This is a genomic window from Enterococcus sp. S86.2 (assembly GCF_059834485.2).
In genome coordinates this window covers 461,881-482,049 of record NZ_CM206813.1, presented here as the reverse complement: position 1 = coordinate 482,049, position 20,169 = coordinate 461,881, and the positions used below count along the sequence as shown (strand labels likewise).

General features: G+C 37.4%; 19 protein-coding genes. 5 read left to right on the top strand and 14 right to left on the bottom strand.

Going from position 1 to position 20,169, the window contains the following annotated elements:
* Positions 1-180 precede the first annotated feature (180 nt).
* Positions 181-2,085, top strand: coding sequence for a M13 family metallopeptidase (locus AC6R0T_RS02160; protein ID WP_303753780.1), 1,905 nt, complete (start codon positions 181-183; stop codon positions 2,083-2,085).
* Between the two features lie 86 nt (positions 2,086-2,171).
* The gene (locus AC6R0T_RS02155; RefSeq protein WP_303753779.1) at positions 2,172-3,329 is read left to right on the top strand and encodes an alanyl-tRNA editing protein; all 1,158 of its coding nucleotides are present in this window, start codon (positions 2,172-2,174) and stop codon (positions 3,327-3,329) included.
* A gap of 250 nt (positions 3,330-3,579) precedes the next feature.
* On the opposite strand, the gene AC6R0T_RS02150 is transcribed toward AC6R0T_RS02155, so the two are convergent.
* The 5 genes from AC6R0T_RS02150 to AC6R0T_RS02130 all read right to left on the bottom strand — a co-directional run bounded on the left by AC6R0T_RS02150 (position 3,580) and on the right by AC6R0T_RS02130 (position 6,599).
* Positions 3,580-3,882 (bottom strand): hypothetical protein, encoded by a 303-nt coding sequence (locus AC6R0T_RS02150; protein WP_303753778.1) that lies wholly within the window; start codon positions 3,880-3,882, stop codon positions 3,580-3,582.
* A gap of 19 nt (positions 3,883-3,901) precedes the next feature.
* On the bottom strand, positions 3,902-4,450 hold the full coding sequence (locus tag AC6R0T_RS02145) for a cysteine hydrolase family protein (protein WP_303753777.1): 549 nt from the start codon (positions 4,448-4,450) through the stop codon (positions 3,902-3,904).
* 36 nt (positions 4,451-4,486) lie between these two features.
* Positions 4,487-5,182 carry a 5'-methylthioadenosine/adenosylhomocysteine nucleosidase gene (locus tag AC6R0T_RS02140; protein ID WP_230710311.1) on the bottom strand — a complete coding sequence of 232 codons (696 nt, stop codon included), beginning with the start codon at positions 5,180-5,182 and terminating at the stop codon, positions 4,487-4,489.
* Positions 5,183-5,726: 544 nt separating this feature from the next.
* Positions 5,727-6,032: a cell wall synthase accessory phosphoprotein MacP gene (macP, locus tag AC6R0T_RS02135; RefSeq protein ID WP_206902234.1), complete on the bottom strand. Its 306-nt coding sequence runs from the start codon at positions 6,030-6,032 to the stop codon at positions 5,727-5,729.
* A 9-nt stretch (positions 6,033-6,041) separates the two neighbouring features.
* Positions 6,042-6,599 (bottom strand): NUDIX hydrolase, encoded by a 558-nt coding sequence (locus AC6R0T_RS02130; RefSeq protein ID WP_303753776.1) that lies wholly within the window; start codon positions 6,597-6,599, stop codon positions 6,042-6,044.
* 290 nt (positions 6,600-6,889) lie between these two features.
* Between AC6R0T_RS02130 and AC6R0T_RS02125 the strand changes: the two genes are divergently transcribed.
* The 3 genes from AC6R0T_RS02125 to AC6R0T_RS02115 all read left to right on the top strand — a co-directional run bounded on the left by AC6R0T_RS02125 (position 6,890) and on the right by AC6R0T_RS02115 (position 9,849).
* Positions 6,890-7,546: a 5-bromo-4-chloroindolyl phosphate hydrolysis family protein gene (locus AC6R0T_RS02125; protein ID WP_303753775.1), complete on the top strand. Its 657-nt coding sequence runs from the start codon at positions 6,890-6,892 to the stop codon at positions 7,544-7,546.
* 89 nt (positions 7,547-7,635) lie between these two features.
* Positions 7,636-8,832 (top strand): toxic anion resistance protein, encoded by a 1,197-nt coding sequence (locus tag AC6R0T_RS02120; RefSeq protein ID WP_206902231.1) that lies wholly within the window; start codon positions 7,636-7,638, stop codon positions 8,830-8,832.
* Positions 8,833-9,066: 234 nt separating this feature from the next.
* Positions 9,067-9,849 (top strand): ABC transporter ATP-binding protein, encoded by a 783-nt coding sequence (locus AC6R0T_RS02115; protein ID WP_303753774.1) that lies wholly within the window; start codon positions 9,067-9,069, stop codon positions 9,847-9,849.
* A 73-nt stretch (positions 9,850-9,922) separates the two neighbouring features.
* Here the strand turns inward: AC6R0T_RS02115 and AC6R0T_RS02110 are convergent, their stop codons facing one another.
* From AC6R0T_RS02110 to AC6R0T_RS02070, 9 genes are all read right to left on the bottom strand, one after another.
* Positions 9,923-11,296: an amino acid permease gene (locus AC6R0T_RS02110; RefSeq protein WP_206902229.1), complete on the bottom strand. Its 1,374-nt coding sequence runs from the start codon at positions 11,294-11,296 to the stop codon at positions 9,923-9,925.
* A 44-nt stretch (positions 11,297-11,340) separates the two neighbouring features.
* Positions 11,341-12,216 (bottom strand): GRP family sugar transporter, encoded by an 876-nt coding sequence (locus AC6R0T_RS02105; RefSeq protein WP_303753773.1) that lies wholly within the window; start codon positions 12,214-12,216, stop codon positions 11,341-11,343.
* Positions 12,217-12,315: 99 nt separating this feature from the next.
* Positions 12,316-13,341 (bottom strand): two-component system sensor histidine kinase SapS, encoded by a 1,026-nt coding sequence (gene sapS, locus AC6R0T_RS02100; RefSeq protein ID WP_303753772.1) that lies wholly within the window; start codon positions 13,339-13,341, stop codon positions 12,316-12,318.
* Positions 13,342-13,392: 51 nt separating this feature from the next.
* Positions 13,393-14,067: a two-component system response regulator SapR gene (gene sapR, locus AC6R0T_RS02095; protein ID WP_206902226.1), complete on the bottom strand. Its 675-nt coding sequence runs from the start codon at positions 14,065-14,067 to the stop codon at positions 13,393-13,395.
* Positions 14,068-14,286: 219 nt separating this feature from the next.
* On the bottom strand, positions 14,287-14,490 hold the full coding sequence (locus AC6R0T_RS02090) for a hypothetical protein (protein WP_206902225.1): 204 nt from the start codon (positions 14,488-14,490) through the stop codon (positions 14,287-14,289).
* A gap of 84 nt (positions 14,491-14,574) precedes the next feature.
* Positions 14,575-16,080: a phosphohexomutase domain-containing protein gene (locus AC6R0T_RS02085; protein ID WP_303753771.1), complete on the bottom strand. Its 1,506-nt coding sequence runs from the start codon at positions 16,078-16,080 to the stop codon at positions 14,575-14,577.
* A gap of 113 nt (positions 16,081-16,193) precedes the next feature.
* Positions 16,194-17,588, bottom strand: a complete 1,395-nt coding sequence (gene gad, locus AC6R0T_RS02080) for a glutamate decarboxylase (protein WP_303753770.1) — start codon at positions 17,586-17,588, stop codon at positions 16,194-16,196.
* A 275-nt stretch (positions 17,589-17,863) separates the two neighbouring features.
* A complete protein-coding gene (locus AC6R0T_RS02075; protein ID WP_206902222.1) occupies positions 17,864-19,519 on the bottom strand; it encodes a phosphoenolpyruvate carboxykinase (ATP) in 1,656 nt (551 codons plus the stop codon).
* 105 nt (positions 19,520-19,624) lie between these two features.
* A complete protein-coding gene (locus AC6R0T_RS02070; protein ID WP_303753769.1) occupies positions 19,625-20,128 on the bottom strand; it encodes a methylated-DNA--[protein]-cysteine S-methyltransferase in 504 nt (167 codons plus the stop codon).
* Positions 20,129-20,169 lie beyond the last annotated feature (41 nt).

The window sequence follows — 20,169 nt, the reverse complement described above, 5'->3', positions numbered from 1 at the left end:
AGCATAAGTTTGTTAGTTGAGATTTTCTGAGCTAACGTCAAAAAATTCTGAACGTTTTCTTTGTGAAAAAGCTTTCTGTGTATGATAATAGGTAATGATACGAAAAAATGGGCAGATTGTCCCAAAATTATCTTAATTTTACGGAGAATTGAGATATTAGAAATAGGAGGATGTGGTCTTATGAACAACTTACTAAAAGATGATTTTTATGAATACGTCAATGGTGATTGGATGAAAACCGCTGTCATTCCAGCTGATAAACCAGCCACAGGTGGGTTTCAAGATTTAGTCGATGGCATTGATAAATTATTGCAAACAGAATTTAAGGATATGCTAGCTGATGAAAGTAAAATTCCCCAAGGAAAAATGAAAGACGTCATTGCCTATTACGAATTAGCTAAAGATTATAAAACGCGAGATGAACTTGGCGCTGAACCGATCCAACCGTTGTTAAGTAGAATTCGTGGTCTAAAAGATTACGAAGATCTAAATCAACAATTAACGAATTGGGTTTTAGAAGGTCTCCCGCTACCTTTTAGCTTAAACGTGGATCAAGATATGAAAAATACCCAACAAAATGTTTTATTTGCTTATCCGGCTGATACAATTTTGCCAGATAAAACATATTATGCAAAAGAACATCCTCAAGGGGCAAAATTATTGGAAGTTTTTGCAGCTATGACAATTGCTGTCTTAGAAAAAATGGGCCATAACCAGAAAGAAGCCCAAGAAATTACTGAAGATGCGCTGGCTTTTGATCGCCTAATTGTCCCTCACGTAAGAAGTTCAGAAGAAAATGCCGACTATAGCAAAAACTATAATCCCCGCAGCTTTACTGAATTTTGTGCCTATGCACCTGTCTTAGATTTAAAAGAGCTAGTAGAAAATTTAATTAAGACCACACCTGAGACAATTATTGTAACTGAACCCGATTATTTTGACGCATTAAATACACTGCTGACAGAAGAGAACTTCTCCTTATTACAAAATTGGCTGTATATTCAAACTGCATTGGGATACACCAATTTATTAAGTGAAGAATTGCGGCAATTAGGCGGCACTTATTCCCGTCAATTGTCTGGTGCGCCTAGTGCCATGCCACAAGAAAAAGCAGCTTTTTACTTAGCGAATGGTCGTTTTAGTCAAGTAGTCGGTCGCTTTTATGGAACCAAATACTTTGGTGAAAAGGCAAAGCAAGATGTTGAACACATGGTTCACACTATGATTGGCATCTACCAAGACCGCTTGGAAAAAAACGACTGGTTATCAAAAGAAACCAGTGCCAAAGCAATTACAAAATTAAATAAATTAGGCGTTCAAGTGGGTTATCCTGAAACAATTCCTGCTTTTTATGAAAAATTTGATACTACGCCAAAAAACGCCGGTGGCACGCTGGTGGAAAATAGTCGTAAATTTAGTCGAATTGTCAGAGAAGATAATTTTAGTCGTTATGGAAAAAGTGCTGACCGCAACGAATGGGAAATGAGCGCTGCGACTGTGAATGCCTATTACCATCCCTTCAAAAATATTATCGTTTTTCCTGCTGCGATTTTACAAGCGCCATTTTATAGTTTAGAACAATCGACTAGCGCCAACTATGGTGGTATTGGTGCCGTTATTGCCCACGAGATTTCCCATGCTTTTGACAATAACGGGGCGAAATTTGATGAGTATGGCAACATGAATAATTGGTGGACGGATACTGATTTAGCGCATTTTGAAACATTATCTGCTCAAATGATTGCAGAATTTGACGGTATTGCCTTTGCCGGTGGCACGGTTAACGGTACCTTAACCGTTTCAGAAAATATTGCCGATGCCGGTGGTGTTAGTTGTGCTCTAGCTGCAGCTAAAAAAGAAGCAGATGTCGCTTTTGAAGACTTCTTTGTCAACTGGGCAAAAATTTGGCGTACAAAAGCACGGGAACAATACCAACAATTGTTACTAGCTATTGATGTCCATGCGCCAGCAAAATTACGGGCGAATATTCAGTTACAAAATGTCCCTGAATTCTTTGAAACTTACGGAATTAAAGAAGGCGATGGTATGTATAAAGCGCCGGAAAAACGCGTGCATATCTGGTAATTAAAAATTAGAGCAGTAAGCTTACGTAGAAATAAATACGTTTAACTTATTGCTCTTTTTAACAACTTTAAAAGAGGTGATTTACTTTGGAAAAATATGCACAAAATAGTTATTTAACTGAAATTGAAACAACTATTACAGAACGCGGAAAAGATGAAATTGGCAATTTTGTCTGCTTAAAGGAAACTGTCGTCTATCCTGGTGGTGGCGGTCAACCGGCTGATTGTGCTTGGATTGCGGGCAATCCTATTTTAAAAATACAAAAAACAGCAGACAGTGTATTTTATTATCTCGACATTGACGTTGAGACATTGCCTGAAAAAGTTCTTGTCAAAATAAATTGGGAGCAACGCTTTGACTTCATGCAGCAACATACCGGCCAACACATTTTAGCCCGAGTTTGCGAAGATCTATTTCAAGCAAGAATCACAAAAGAACAAATGACATTAAAAGATTCATTTTTTGAAATTGATGTGAAACTTGATAAAACACAATTGCAAACGGCTTTAAAACGGAGCAACGAAATTATTCGGGCACAAAAACAAGTCAGTATTCTATTTCCCACTGAAGAAGAATTGGCAAAAGAAACGCTCTTTACCGCGCCACCAAAATACTTTAAAGATCTCCGACTAATAAAAATTGCCGATTTTGATATTATTGGTTGTGGTGGTACTCATGTGAAAAATACTGCCGAAGTGCAAGCTATTGCTTTAACGCAAGTAAAAGAGCACAAAAAAACAACTACCTTGCATTTTGCTTGTGGTAATCGTTTGTTGCAACAATTTGAAACAAATCAAAAACAATTGACGGCATTGACACTACAAGCTAACGTTCCTGTTGATGGGCTAGCTTTAGCTTTCCAAGAACAACAACAAACAATCAAGTTTTATCAAGGGCAAGTTGCGCTTTATCAAGTAAATGAGTTGGTGGCAAATGCCAAAGAACTGACACCACATTTCATTTACAGTGAAATAACTGACACCGAAGCAAAAGAATTACAAACAGCGTCAAAAAAAATAGCCGAAATTTATCCTGATAAGCTGATTTGTACCGCCACAAGTGATGAGGATAGTTTACGCTATCATTTATACTTAAAAACAGCTGATCCAAAACGTCCAATTGGCCAAGTAATTCGGACTGCCAACCAAAAATTTGCCGGACGCGGTGGTGGTTCACCTACAAAAGGCGATGGTACTATACCTTATTTGCAAAAGGATGCTTTACTACGGTTTTTACAACAATAAAAATTCAGAAAAGCTCCTCAAACGCATGGAACACACCTGCAATAAGGGGAATTTCAATAAATTATTTCCCAAATTTCTTGAAGTTTTGCCTGATTGTCACAGTGAGTTCCTTTGAAAGAATGGCTATCGTCAGAACTATCCCTTTAATGTTTTACTGCTAAAAAAAACTTATGCTTTCTTATACGTGAAAAACTCAGTGATCGTAACAGCTAGTTTTAGCTGACTTTCCACTGAGTTTTTTTGAGATAACTTAACGTTTTAAGGCTTTTTTTAATAGTTCTTCTAAATTTGCAAACTGTGAGTTATGGTTAATAACACCGTCAATTTTTTCTTTTGCAGCAGGATTTTGTAGCAAATTACTTAGTTGACTTAAATCATGAATCCCCAACTTATCTAACAATTCATCTTTATTGTTAAAGTCCGTAAATTGTTTAATAAAATCGTTGCTTAGAATTTTATCAAAGTTCAAATTGCCCTCTTTTTGCAAGTCACCAATAATGCCGCTGATATCGGCTAAATCAAAGCCGTCTTTCAAACGATCAAAAATACTCATCTTTTTCTCCTTCACTTAGCTATAAAAGCTCTGCTCCTAGCGTATTTTGAAAGTGTGTTAACGCCCAGTTATGTCCCACTTCATCAAAGCTTGCCACTGCATCTTTTACAATGTGTAACTGATAGCCCAGATTATACGCATCTACTGCGGTGTGCAAAACACAAATGTCTGTACAAACACCTGTTAAGTACAAATCAGTAATTCCTCTTTCTCGCAAACGTATATCCAAGTCGGTACCACTAAAAGCCGAGTAATGTCTTTTATCGATCCAATAAACCGTTGCAGCATCTTTATTTTTTTCGTATAAGGAATTCAAGCTGCCATAAAGATTTCGCCCAGTCGTTCCAATTACATTATGGGGCAAAAACAACTTATTCTCTGGATGATACGCATCATTTGGATCATGGGCATCAATGGCAAATACAGTATAGTTGCCCGCTTCAATAAAATCTTTGGTAAATTCTACCAACTTTTGTTCAATTGCTTGCCCAGCTGCACCCGTGGTCAATTTGCCATCTGTTGCGACAAAATCATTGGTGTAGTCAATTGAAATTAACGCTTTTTTCATCTTATGCCTCCAGTCTTTTTGACGCAATATTCCTACCTATTTTAAAATGCGAATAAATTCTAAAACAAGTTCTGCCGAACGTTTGCCTGCTTCTTCGATAAACTCATCAAAGCTAATTGTAGCGCTGTGATCAGCAGTATCGCTAATAGCCCGCACTACAAGAAACGGAATAGCAAACTGACTGGCCGTTTGAGCAATTGCCGCGCCTTCCATTTCACAAGCTAAGGCTGTTGGAAAATCATTTAAAATAGCATCCACCTTAGTCGGACTGTCGATAAAACTGTCTCCGGTTACAATCAAGCCCTTTTTGATTCGATGCGCTGTTTTTTCTGCTGCTTCAGTCATGACTTGTTGCAAATAAGCACTAGCATCATAATAAAGGGGAAATCCCCCCGGTAATTGGCCTTTCTTGTAACCAAAACCGGTAACGTCGACATCAAAGTAAGCTAATTTTTCGGAAATTACTAAATCGCCGACACTAAGATCGGCTCCGATTCCGCCAGCCGAACCAGTATTAACAACCATATTTACCCCATATTGCTGAATCAATAGACTCGTTGTGACAGAGGCTGCCACTTTGCCAATACCAGACCGTACAACAATAACTTCATGATTGCCAATGCGGCCAGAGATAAACAAAGCATCCGCCCTCTCCCAAGACAGTGGACTGTCAATGGCGCTTCGCAAAATTTTAATTTCTTCTTCCATAGCACCGATAATTCCAATTTTCACACAAATTCCTCCAGCTTTTACTTCTATTATTTAGCCTAATAGTACCAGTTTCTAAAAAAAATATCACTCGATAAGAAAAGCTTTATCTACTCGGTCAACTCGCTAGCAATAAGACGAAAGTTTTGATAAATTGTTCCTCAAATTTTTCAAGATTTTGACTTATTGTCGCTGCGAGTTAGTTCATAAAGCTAGACACTTAGAAAAGCTTTATCTACTCGATCAACTCGCTAGCAATAAGACGAAAGTCTTGATAAATTGTTCCTCAAATTTTTCAAGATTTTGACTTATTGTCGCTGCGAGTTAGTTCATAAAGCTAGACACCTAGAAAAGCTTTACAAACTCGTTTAGCTTTTGCGCATTAAGACAGGATTTCAATAAATTGCTTTTCAAATTTCTTGAAATTTTGACTTAAGGCCGAGAAAGCTAGTTTGTAAAACTAGACACTTTGAAAAGCTTTATGTACTCGGTCAACTTATCCTAAAAAAAGTTGAAACCAAGTAGCCTAAACGGCATTCCATGATTTCAACTTATTACTTTGTGCTAACTATAAAAAGAAGGTTGCTAATAAGACAACGCCGATTAATAATGAGACGACAATAATCGCCCCCACTAAAAAACTGTTTAGTTCACGGGATTTGCGGGACTCGCCACTTCTCGTTTTTGTTAGTTCTTTTTGTCTTTTCGCCTCTTTACGATAGAAGTTTTTAATTTTTTCATCTTTACGGTCGTATTCTTTTTGTAACTTCATCGTGTTTTTTTCCCGCACCGGTGCATCAAATTCTTCTACAATACCAGCCTTTTCCTTTTGACGGCGCAATTCACTGCGGGTAATTAATGGACCTTTACTCACTTACGCTCCTCATTTCTGTAATAATTCCCAATAGGTAATAGCATACATCGTTTTGGCATCACAAATTAAACCTTTTTTCACTGCATCTTTTGCTTCTGAAAGGGTCAAGGTATATAGTTCCAGCACCTCATCTTCATCTTGTGCTCGTGGATTTTCTACTTTAATTAAATCTACTGCATGATACAAATGTAGCATTTCATTTGAAAAGCCCGGTGACAAATACATGGAACCAACATGCTTCATTTCTTTAGCAGTAAAACCAGTTTCTTCTTCCAATTCCCGCGCACCCGTAATTTCCGGGTGACTTCCTTCACCGGGATCAATTTTACCGGCAGGAATTTCCAAAATAACTTTTTCCAAAGGTTTTCTAAATTGTTTCACCAAAAGCAACTTATTTTCTGGCGTAATGGCAATAATCCCCACACCGCCAGGATGAAACACTAATTCCCGTTTGGCTCTGCCGCCATTAGGTAAAGCAACATCGTCTAAAAAGACATCAATGATTTTGCCGTGAAATAATTCTTTTCGTTGAATTGTTTTTTCTTCAAAATCTGCAAAGGAAAGCATCTTATCCCTACTTTCTATCCGTAATATTTATTTACTCTTTGCTTAAGCAAAGCAACACACAAACCAAGTCAAAAAAAGAACTTGTTGTTTATCAAAACTAAATACTATTATACACAATTTCACGAACGGGAAACTTAAGATTGCGATAATAAATCTTATGAATTTTCTAAATCGCAAAAATCCACCCTTGGTCTGATTTTTTTCCACCTTCCCCCGTGGTAAAATGAACTCGTGAAGTTAAGGGAAGACCTTTAAAAGATAAATCACCCAAATTATAGGAGGGTAAAAAAATGAAGAAGAAAACCAGCACGCTCTTACTGGTAATTATCGCTTGTTTACTACTATTTGGTTTACTAAAATCCGGCAATTCAGATGAACTTATCCCATTTGTACTTGTCGTAGGTGGGGCATCTTTGATTATTTACGGCGTGAAAAATCGGCGTCGCAGTAATAGTCCTTCTGCATTGCCAATTATGACCAAAGAAAAAGAAGCACATTACTTAGAAAGTGGCATGACAGAAAAAGAAATTGAATTTTTCCGAGAAACAATGAACCAAACAAAAAAACAAGTTTTACAATTACAGACAAATATTAATAAAAATGCCAAGTTAAAAGCCATTGACCTGCGGCATGATACTTTACGGGCATCAAAAGCGTTGTTTAAAGAGTTGGTGAAAGATCCACAAAAATTGCATTTTGCTAATCACTTTTTATACACCCATTTGCCAAACATGGTTGATTTAACGGACAAATTTATTGAAATCAATGGTCATGAAATTAAAACAAAAGAAACATATGAAAAAATTGAAGAAAGCTCCCAAATTATCGATCAAATGGCGGCGTTAATTGCAAAAGATTATCAACAATTTGTCGCTGATGATTTAGAGGATTTAGATGTAGAGCTTTCCATTGCCAAACAAAGCTTAAAAAGAGATAATAGTTTGTAAGCAGGCGCTTACAGAAAAAAATCTAGCGCAAGCTAGATTTTTTATTAAACACTTATTTAGGTCAATGACTTAATATTGGAGGAATGAACATGGCGGATACACCCGAAACACAACAAAACGTCGATCAAACACTAGACGATTTATTAAACAATCCTTTTACTACACCAGTAGGTTCTTTAACACAGACACAGCAAAATGAAATTAACGTTTTGAAAGACCAACAAAAAGCAGAGCGGCTTGTCGATAAACTCCCAGAAGATCGTAAAGTACAAGCACAAGAGCTCGCTGCAAAAATCGATGTTAGCGATCAACAAGGCGTTATTACTTACGGCGCAGTAGCACAACAAAAATTAAGCGAGTTTTCTCAATCCATGTTAAATCACGTGCAAGCAGCGGATATTGGTCCTGTTGGCGATTCGTTGACAGATTTAATGTATCGTTTAAACGAAGCCAATCCTGACGATTTAAGAGCTGGGGAGGGCAATGTTTTTAAACGAATGTTTGGCAAAGTAAAACAATCAATTTATGAAATTACGGCCAAGTATCAAAAAATCGGGGCCCAAATTGATAAAATTGCCGTTAAATTGGACAAAGAAAAAGATGGCTTATTAAAAGATAACTTAATGTTGGAGCAACTTTACCATAAAAACAAAGATTATTTTGATGCCTTAAATCTTTACATTGCCGCTGGTGAATTAAAGATGGAGGAATTACAAACCAAAATTATCCCCGAAGCAGTAGCCAAAGCACAAGCATCCGGTGATCAAATGGATGTCCAAATCGTCAATGACTACAATCAATTTTTAGACCGTTTGGATAAACGAACCCATGATTTGCGTTTAGCGCGTCAAATCACGATCCAACAAGCACCACAAATTCGTTTAATTCAAAATACCAACCAAGCATTAGCAGAAAAGATCCAAGCGTCTGTTAATACAGCTATTCCATTGTGGAAAAACCAAGTTGTGATTGCCTTGACCCTATTACGTCAAAAAGATGCTGTAACAGCACAACGTCAAGTTTCTGAAACAACCAATGAATTGTTGAAGAAAAACTCTGAAATGTTAAAAGTTTCTGCAATTGAAACAGCTAAGGAAAACGAACGTGGCATTGTGGATATTGAGACCTTGCAAAAAACTCAAAACGACTTAGTCGAAACTATCCAACAAACCTTACAAATTCAACGAGAAGGTAAAGAAAAACGCCGCGCCGCTGAAGTGGAATTGGGCCATATGGAGGCTGATTTAAAACAACGCCTCTTGGAATTAACCCAAAGCGAAAAATAATTTTTGATAAGCTACCTGAGTGCTAAAGAAAAAAAGTCAATTGGACTTTCTTCTTTAGTACTTTTTTATTTCACATAACAGCTTAAAACACTCTGCAAACTACAGCTGCATCGCTACAGCTGCACTGCAATATTTTCTTTTACTTGTGCAAATTTTTTTAGGATAGCTAAACGTTGCTACCTCTGCTATCATTAAATTGTAGGAAAATTCTGTTAATTAAAAGGTGGGCTTACCATGACAATTTTAAGTTTTGAAGCAGTCAATTTAATTCGTAAACAAAAAGTTTTATTGAATAATATCAATTGGAGAATTGAAAATGGTGAAGATTGGGCTATTTTAGGCTTAAATGGCGCTGGTAAGACATTATTATTGCAAATGATTGCCGGAAATATTTGGCCGTCAAATGGTAAACTAACTGTTTTGGAATCTGAATTTGGGAAAGCAAATATACCTAATTTAACAAAACGGATTGGCTGGGTCAGCAATGTCGTAGAGGCAAAATTGTATCAAAGTGACACTGCACTTTCCATCGTCATCTCTGGTAAATTTGCCAGTATTGGCTTATGGCAAGAACACAATCTGGCAGATGAAGAAAAAGCAGCTGCCCTATTAACCACATTAGGAGGCGGCCAACTGCTGCAAAAAACTTATCAAATTTTATCCCAAGGAGAAAAACAAGTTGTTTTAATTGCCCGCGCCCTCATGGCTGACCCCGAGCTTTTAATTTTAGATGAGCCTTGTAATGGTCTGGATCTATTTGCAAGGGAAGACTTATTAGCAAAGATTACCAAACTAAAACAGCAAAAAAATGCCCCAACGATTTTATTTGTCACCCACCACACCGAAGAAATTTTACCATTTATTTCACAAGTCCTGATGATTCGCAATGGTCAAATTTATGCCAAAGGAACACCCGCTGATTTAATCACCGCGCCTGTTTTAAATGACTTTTATGAACGGCCGATTCAAATTACGACCTTAAATCAAGACCGCCTGCTCGTTTATCCAAAATCATAAATTTTCTAGCTAAAATGAAAAAAGATGTCAAAAACTCCCTACTTAATTTGGAAGTTTTTGACACCTTTTCAATTTATTCGTTGTTCATCTTACTGTTGCGATACCCATAGAAAAAGTAAATTGCTAAACCTAATACTAACGTTACAGCAAAAACAAGATACGTGGTCACGCTAAACTGTGCAATTAAAAAGATACAAGCCAGCACCGATAAAATTGGCAACAAGGGTACAAAGGGCACTGCAAATTGGCCTTTTTCTGGTTTACCAAATTCTTTCCGTAATTTCAAAATACCACCAGAAACCATCATTAAGTAAACCAAGGCGGCAATATTCGTTAACTCCGCCAAAATCTGCAACGGAAAAGCAGCGGCAAAGAATAATGCAAAGGCTCCCGCGACAAAAGTCGCATTTTTTGGTGTACGCGTTTTTTGATCAATTTTTTGCATTTGCTTTGGTAAAAGACCATCTTTGCTTATGGCATACAATAAACGCGCTAAAGAATACATCATTGAAATTGTTACCGTTAGTAGTGTTAAAATGGCCCCCACAGAAATTACAGAACCTAAAAAGCCGTGTCCGGCATAACGCATCACAAACGCCATTGGATCAGATACTTGTAACTTAGCAAATGGTACAACCCCGGTCGAAATCAACGTTACAATAATATATAAAATAGTTGCAATACCAATAGAGCCGATAATTCCTTTTGGTACATCCTTTTGTGGATTTTTCACTTCTTCTGCTGCCATTGCCACTGAATCAAACCCTAAAAAGGCAAAGAAAACTAAAGATGATCCGCGAAAAACACTACTGGCACCATTCGGCATAAACGGTGTCCAGTTATTGGGTTTAATATAAAAGATTCCAACCGCAATAAATAAAATAATAATGAAAAATTTCACCCACACCATCGCATTGTTTAAGCGTAATGCTTTTTTGGCTTCTTGGCTCACCCAAAAAGTAATAAAAACAATCACCAATGCAGCAATCAAGTCGATATATGTGCCATTTGCAGCATTATATCCAGCTGTTAGCCCCTTGGGTAAATGAATACCCCAGCTACCCAAAAATCCCTGCATATAACCTGACCAACCAGAAGCGACTGATGAAACAGCTAATAAAAACTCACAAATTAAAAACCAGCCTGTAAACCAAGCGGCAAATTCACCAAAGACAACATACATGTAGGCATATGGTCCGCCGATAACAGGAATACGCGCTGAAAATTCAGCAAAACAAAGTCCTGATAAACCCACTACTACCGCTGCTAAAACAAAAGATAACGTTAATGCCGGACCAGCATGATTGGCGTCTGGCACCCCCGTAATCACAAAAATTCCCGTTCCGATAATAGCGCCAATTCCCAGCATAATTAAATCTTTTAGCTGCAGATTACGCTTTAGGTCATTAGCATAACCTGTTTCAATCTCTTTTTTGCGAAAATTCATTGGGCTCCCCCTCATAATTTAACGATATTTCTTTTAGTCTACTTTTAAGATAAAGCCTTCATATATCCTAAAAGAATACCACCAAAAATAACAAGAAGGCAACCGATAATGACATAAAACATTTCTTTTTTCGTCTTGTGTTCACCTAATAAGAAAATTCCACCCAAAGTCGAAATGATAATACCCATTTGTGATAACGAAAATCCGACCGCCAGGCCAACGGTTTGAATGGATAACAGCATACAAATATTTCCGATCCCCCACAAAAGGCCCGAAGTAATATTGCGCCAGACATATTTATCAAAGGCAACTTTTCGCGCTGAAAAACATAACGCACCAGTTAACATCCCAATACTTTGAGGTAAAATAATTGCTAAAGGATCAAGTCCAGCCCAAGTAATGATAATCGTATAAAGACCATAGCCAATTGTCGAAATAAACAAGAAACGAAACCCCTTGCCAAAATCATACATTTTCATACCGACTTCTGGTTTACTTTTACCATTGGGATCTTTACGGGAAGTTAAGTAAGCTCCCGCTACTAATAATGCCAAAGCTAAAAATCCTAAAATAAAATCTCGCCCATGACGCCATTCATGAAAGAAAATAGCCCCAGCAATTGTATTTAGCATCAATTGCATCCCTGTTGAAAGTGGTAAGCCAACTGAAACGCCCATGGCCTTCATGGCATGAAACTGGCCATTTTGTCCCACAAACCAAAACAAGCCTGAAATAAAACCAATCATAATTGTTAACATATCAATGCTTGGTCGCATAACAAAAAAGATTCCCAGTGAAAAAATAAACGCTCCCATCGTCATTCCAAGGGTTTGTTGATTGGCATCGCCACCTAATTTTCCACTTACTAATCCAATGCTGCCCCAAGCAAACATTGGTACTAAAGCTACTAATAAAGCCATTGACATTCTCCTCAATCTATATAATCTAAAAAGACACCCAATCAGTGTAGCAGTGAAAACGTTTTGCAAACAAGAAAAAACTCGCAGTTTCCTACGAGTTTAGCGCTGTTCTTGATAATAAGAGACATACGGAAAGAACAATGTCATGGCTGTGCCAACTCCTACGGTTGATTCCGCTGTTAATTCTACGCCCAACTGATTTGCCAAATTTTGCGCTAAATAAAGCCCCAAGCCTGTTGCATGCATTTCAGAAAAGCGACCGTTTTGGCCAGTAAAACCTTTATCAAAAATACGGCGTAAATCTTCTTTGGGAATCCCAATTCCACTGTCTTTTACTGTCAAAGTTACCCCTTTATCAGATTTATCGAGTAAAATGAAAATTTCACCATTTTCCGGCGTATATTTAATCGCGTTACTTAACAGCTGTTGAAAAATAAAACCAATCCACTTCGCATCAGTTAGCACACTGTGATTTTCACCAATAACTTGATACCGCAATTTCTTTTGAATAAAATAGTTGGCATTGCTCCGCATAATTGGCTGTATCACACTCTTTAACTTCGTTTCCTCAATTAAATAATCTTTTGAAAAATTATCCAAGCGAGCAACGTATAAAACTTGTTCAACATAGCCATCAATTTTGCCTAATTCATTTTCTAATTGCATATATTTTTCATCAGAAATATCAAATTCTACTGCATGCAGCAAAAGACGACTAGCTGCTAATGGGACTTTAATTTCATGAACCCAAGAGTCGATATAGTCTTTTTGCTCTTCTTGGGCCGCTATTATTTTTTGCATATGGACTTGATGTTCCCGAATAATTTGGTTAATGAAGTCTTGTTGTACTTGTTCTTCATAAGTTCTTGCCCCAGTTAAATAATTTTGAATGGGACTTTCTTCTTCAGCAGACTGTAATTTTTGCCACCAGCGACGCTTATAATAATAATGATAAATTAGAATTACCGCAAAAAATACCCCTTCGATTAAGGCCAAATAGCCAACATTGCGCCAACTCATCTGAAATCCTGGTGTTAACCACATCACAAATGCTGTTAAAAAGACAAAACCGACCCAACCAAAAACTAATAACCATTGATCTTTTAAATATTTAAAAAAATTCATGTTCGCTCCTAAATTTGAAATTCTGACCTGTTGTACCGGTGAAAAAATAACTTACGGAACAATATAACCTTGTCCTACTTTAGTTTCAATGTAGTCTTTCACACCAGCCTGTTCAATTTTTCGACGCAGGCGATTAATATTCACGGTTAACGTATTATCATCAACATAACGTTCATCATCCCACAACGCCCGCAGCAATTTTTCACGGGATAAAATTTTGCCATTATTCTTCATTAAGATGTACAACAACCGGTATTCATTTTTACTCAAGTCAATTACTTCATCGTGAATCATCATGGTACTGTTGTCCACATTCAACGTTAAACCATTGTGGACCAACGTTTCAGCATTTGCTTCGGAATAATTGTAGGAACGGCGTAACAAAGCATTAATTTTTGCGACCAAGACATCCAATTCAAAAGGTTTTGTGACAAAGTCATCTGCCCCCATGTTCATGGCCATAATCATATCCATATTCGTATTGCGACTCGAAATAAAAATAATCGGCACCTTGGAAACTTCACGAATTTTTTGACACCAGTAATAGCCATCAAAAACTGGCAAATTAATATCTAATAAAACCAATTGTGGTTCTTCTTCACTAAAATCACTAAAAACATTTTCAAAATTGGTGGTGCCAAAGACATCAAATTGCCACTTTTTTAACTCTTCCATAATTAACTGACGAATGACTCCTTCGTCTTCTACTACCATAATTTTTGCCATGATATCCTCCTATCAGACACATTCGTTTAAATTACTCGCTAGTATCACGTTAGCGCATTTTAGTTTTTGTCGCAAGTTCTGACTGCTGATTTAAAAATAACTTAGCTAATTTAGACTGATACAAGGTCACGATTGAAGTTACTTATAAAACGCCGTCTAGCTAAAATAAATGACTGTGCCAAAAATATTGGCACAGTCATTTATTATGTCTATTATAATTTATTCAATTAATAAAATGCCCTCTTCCACTAATTTGGCTATAAATAAAAATATTCCATCAGCAAATAAGACACTCATATTAACGCCAAAGTATAACGCTATTTTTTCAAACCAATCACTGGGCCGATTTTTCAAATAACGATATGCTAAAAAATTACTCCCATACGTGATTACTGTTGCACCAACTAAAACCCAACCTATCATTTTTCTTACCCCTTTGACTAAAACCTTTTCATCTTTAGTTTTACCCAAGTTTGTCAAATTTTGCAAGCGTTATCCAGACAGAAGTTATTTTTTGTCAAAAGGTGCCAAGTCCAATTCAGTAAATGTAGCAAAAAACTCGCGTAAAACCGGCAAAACTTTTTCAATCATGCCCACTTCATCGTTTTCTACTTGTAAAACCAACAATGGTTCATGCAAACTTAGTCGTAATAAAAGCCAGCCTGCACCATAAGGTTCACTCAGGGTCAAGCGCACCCCTTCTTCGTTTTCCTCATCTTCTTTAAATCCGACAAAATCGGCTGCTCTTAACGCGTCAATCACTTCTTGACCATAAACTTTAAAATTGCTTTCATTAATTTTTAGCCGAATTTCTAAAGTTTCCGCTGGTTGGTTTAACTGGTCAATCAAATCGGTGATTGTTTGACCTTGTGCTTTTAATTGAGGTAACATCATCAAAATTTTAGCAACAACATACGCACCGTCATCTAAATTGTAGTTTTCTTTAAAGGCGGCATGTCCACTCGTTTCAATAGCTAACTGTGTATCAATCCCCTCTGCATTTAAAGCAATCATTTTATTAATCACATTTTTATATCCCGAAATGTAGCGAACCTGTTGCCCTCCTTGTAAAACGATGAAATCTTTTAGGTGGTCACTCGTCGGAGAATTCGTCACAATTGTCGCTCCAGGATGTTGGGTCAAAATAATTTTACTTAATACCGCAATTAGATTATTCCGATTTAAGACAGCGCCATTTGACCCTACTAAAGCCGCTCGATCTACATCCGTATCAAAAATTACTCCTAAATCAGCTTTTTGTGTTAAAACAGCAGCTTTGATGCTAGCCATTGCTTCCTTATTATCCGGGTTTGGGATATGGTTGGGAAAATTCCCATCAGGGTTTAAAAATTGCGAACCACTTGTATCGGCACCTAGAACTTGCAAGACTTTTTCTGCAAAAAAGCCACCCGCCCCATTGCCGGCATCTACAACAATATGCCAGCCTGTTAATGGTTTTTCACCAAAGTCTTTGGTTGCAGCTTTTATTTTTGCAACCAAATCAGCACTATATATAGAAATCAAGTCCGCAGTTTGATAGGTTCCTTCAAAATTATTTTCATGAATTTCAGGATGGGCCATGATGTAGCGAATATCCTCTTCTTCTACACCGCCGGCTTTGGTAAAGATTTTTACACCATTATAATAATAAGGTAAGTGACTTGCAGTCAGCATAATGCCCGCATCACAGTTAAATTGTGCAAATTGCGTACTCATAAACATTGCTGGGGTCGTTGCAAGATCAAAATCAATCACATTTACACCTTGCTTTTGTAAAGCGGCAACAAAAGCTTTTTTCAATTCTGGACCACTAATCCGGCTATCTCGTCCAATTCCTACCCGTAATTTTCCGCTCTTATATTTTTGCGCTAAGCCTTTATTTTGCAAAAATTGAATCAGCCCTGCTGCAATTTCTTCCATTTCTACTGGTGTCAAATTTGCTATAAAATTTGTTGTTGCTACTGCAATTCCACGAATATCTGAACTTAATGCCAATGGTAATTTCTTTGCCAAAATAAGCACCCTTTCTGAAAACGCTTTTCCTTAGTATAACAGATTCTTTTTTAACTCGCATTACTTTTTTGGTAAAAAATACTTTTATGCTTTTCAAATAAATTTGCGCATCTTTAATGAGTAAAGCCATAATTTTTCCGTTCAGTTTTTTCGTGAAAAACCAAATGACTCTGCTCTAACTCTGTGATGGCCGCCTTTAAATCTTCAATAAAATCATGCGCCATATTCATCCCAAAATCACTCCGAACTACAATCCGCTGAATTACTTGATTATCTAAAGACTTCGGCAAAGGATAGGTAGGAACTTGCCAGCCTTTCATTAATAGGCGATCAGACAAATCATAAAGTGTCCACTGCCGTTTTTCGTCGGGATGTAACTGATAACACACAAGCGGTAATTGCTTACCGTCATTAATCAATTCAAATTGATGCGACTCTTTTAATTTTTCTGCTAGATACATGGCAACATCATGGGTGCGCTTGTGAATACTTTGATAGCCGTTAAAGCCAAAGCGTACAAAATTATAGTATTGTCCAATCAACTGTGCAGCGCTATGGGAAAAATTGATTGCCATTGTTGGCAACTCACCACCTAAGTAGCTCACCTTAAAAATTAATTCTTCTGGTAAAAATGACTTATTCTTCCATACCACCCAACCAACACCAGGATAAACTAATCCATACTTATGACCTGATGCATTAATTGAGATAACATTTTCTAATTGAAAGTCCCATTTTAAATCTGGTTCTACAAAAGGTGCATACAATCCCCCTGAAGCTGCATCTACGTGGATATAAACCTTGTGTTCTGTCTGTTTGTTATATTCTGTTAATTTTGCATCGAGTTTTTCTATATCATCGTATTGACCTGTGTAGGTGATGCCTAAAATTCCCACGACGCCAATGGTATATTCATCAATTTCAGCCATTGCTTTTTCAATATCTAAAGAAAGACAATCAGCTGTCAATGGTATTTCCCGAAGCTCAATGTCCCAATAGACACAAAATTTCTCCCAACAAACTTGATAACCTGACGAAATAATTAAATTGGGTTTTCTTTTTTCAAGCGCCACGCCTAGTTTTGCAGCCCGTTTACGCCATGAAAACTTCATCGCCATCCCCGCTAACATACACGCCTCGGAAGAACCGATCGTAGAAGTCCCGATAAAATCTTCTTGTCCATGCCATAAATCTGCAATTATATTGACACAGCGATTTTCAATTTCGGCAGTCCGAGGATATTCGGACTTGTCAATGGCATTACGATCTAGCGTCTCACTCATTAATTTGACCGCTTCTGGCTCCATATAGGTTTGGCAAAAAGTGGCTAAATTTAAGCGTGATTTCCCTTCATCTAACAAATCATCTTTAATCATTTGGTAGGCCACCCGCGGTTCCACTGATTGTTCTCCTAGTTTATAAGAAGGTAACATTTCATCTTCATCTCTAGTTCCAAAGATTGGTTCTAAATATTCCGCTTCACGGCGATTCTTTTTTTCATAAAGCATTTTTTTCACTCCATTTCCCTTATAATGATTGTAAAAATAGCTATCTATTGACGAGTAAAAGACGGTAAGCCTAATTTAATCCTTTGACTAAATCTTAGTAATCTCTCTACTGGTACTCTTTACCAAAAGCCAATTTGCAAATTTATCCAAAAAAGTTCCTTTACACTGACATTGGTAAAATGAATTTTTATCGGTAAAAATCTGTAACCTCTTGATAATGCAACCGCAAAAAAAATCCGCAAAGAAAACGATCTTTAGCGGATTTTCATTTTTACTTAGACTATTTGCTCCATTAATTTCTCCATAACTTTTGCAACTTCCTCTGGTAAAGCATTATAACCTTCATTTTCTTTAGTTTGCGCCAAGATAAAATCAAGGCGTCCTTGCATCCGCACTTTCAATTGTGTGAGATAGGTTGGATCTGTAAAGTCCACCTCAAAGCCTTCAATTGGCAAATAGCTCATATTTTCCAAAGGACCAAATGGTATAAAATCGGCAGTTGCCTCTACAATTTTTTCAATCGCCCCTAATGTATCTTGAGGTTTAACTTTTTTGCCTTTATAAAATCCGGTATTTAAAATATAACAAGCAGTGTCTGTCTTTTCGTTTGCAAAAATTTCTCGAAAATCAGCATAATCTTGACCTAATGGATAGCAGCGGAACGGATTGGCAAAAGGTTCAATTACCAATTTGTCCAAATCAACATTGCCAACGACATTTTCTGCTGTCGTCCGCTTTGTTGCAAGCGTTAAGCCAAAAACTGCCGCTAATGTTGGATCATCGATTTTAACAATCGGTGGTAAACTATCGTCTTTCATAATCCAAAAAATTGCATCGACTGCTTCTTTTAAATGATCGACGCGATTTGGTGTGACATAACGCGACTTAACCGTACGGCCGTTACCATTGCGAATATCTTGTGTAACAATTACTTTCTTTTCTTCATCGTCTAATGTTACCCCTACATTTTGGCAAGTCAGAAAATATTTTACTGCCTCATCTTCCAGTGGATAGTCTTGCGTTTTGTCGAAATAAGCCGGCTCTAATGCCGTTGTCGACCCGTGTTCTTTGTTGATGACAAAAGCATCATCATGTAAGACATCCACCTGATATTTATCCCCGTGTTTGGCTAGAGTGATTGTTGATTTACCTGAACCAGAAAGACCAAAAGCAGCCATTGTAAACTTGCTGTCATCTTTATGATATTGTTTCATACCACCGTGACATGCGACAAAACCATTGCGGTGTGCTGTTGCCCAAGCCAGCGTTAACGTAGCTTTTTTTAGTTCTCCGAAATAATTCAAACCCAAAACAGCAGCGACGTTATGTTCTGGATCAAATAACGCTAATCCATGTGGGAAATCCGGATGTGTCCATGTAGGATCTGCGTACAAATAAATATCATTTTCCGGATACTCAATTGAAGTTGCGTACAACTCTTGAAATTCATTGGTTAAAATTTGAAAATTTAGTAGATAAGAATAAAAGTTGGTTTCATAGCCTTCAGGCAATAACAAATGTCCCTTGACCATAAACTCCGGATCTAAGCCAACTGAAACTTCACCGCGGTAAAAGTTGTGATGTTGCCCGTCATACAAGGCTTGACGCAAAACGCCTTCATAAAAAGTGCGATCAATTCCAGGTTGCCCAATCACACGTCTTGCAGCAGCGGTACGCCCAGTGATTTTGCCGTCATTAAAAACAATCACCTTTGCATCTTGTGGTAATCCTAACTCTTTAGTGTGAATGACTGGCATATCCGTGATGACTGCGCCAGGAACATTTTTTGCTAAGTCATAAGCGGTGGCTAAATCTTTTACCAGCGTAACATTGTTTCCATAAAAAACAGACTCCACCATTGTTTTAAAGCTTGAGAATAAATGATTATCAGGGTTAATAGCCTGATGTGAATAAGTGCCAACAGTTGCCATTTGTTCTCCTCCCATCGTCTATATTAAAATTAAAGTGTTTACATGATAATAAATTAATTATAATACAACGTTGGTTTCTTGTCTTTTCATTTCCTTAAAAAAATTTTAATATGCAAATTCAGATATTCCTTCTTGCCGCAATAGCGCAACTTTCATCTCTATTCCGCCACGATAGCCCGTTAAGCGCCCGTTCTTTCCAATAATGCGGTGACAAGGTACAACAATCATAATCGGATTACGACCGACGGCATTGGCTACTGCCCGCACGCCTTTTTCATTACCGACTTGTTGCGCTAATTCACTGTAGGCAATGGTCTTACCATAAGGGACCGTTACTAATTTTTGCCACACTTGCTTTTGAAAATTGGTTCCCACAAAAGCCAAAGGAAAATTAAATTCTTCTAATTGACCATTAAAATATGCTGTTAATTGTTCTTTTACGTCCTGACTGCTCCCAATATCTTCTGTTATCGGCCAGCCTTTAAAAAACTTCGTCAACTCTTTTTTTGCCACCGCTGCCGTACCAATATAACAAACGCCGGCTTTAATGCGACCAACGACAAAATCATGGCCGCTACAAGTAAAACGATCCATCACAATAGTTTCCATCTTTTTCACCTCATTGTTATTGTACCTTGAATGTTGAAGAA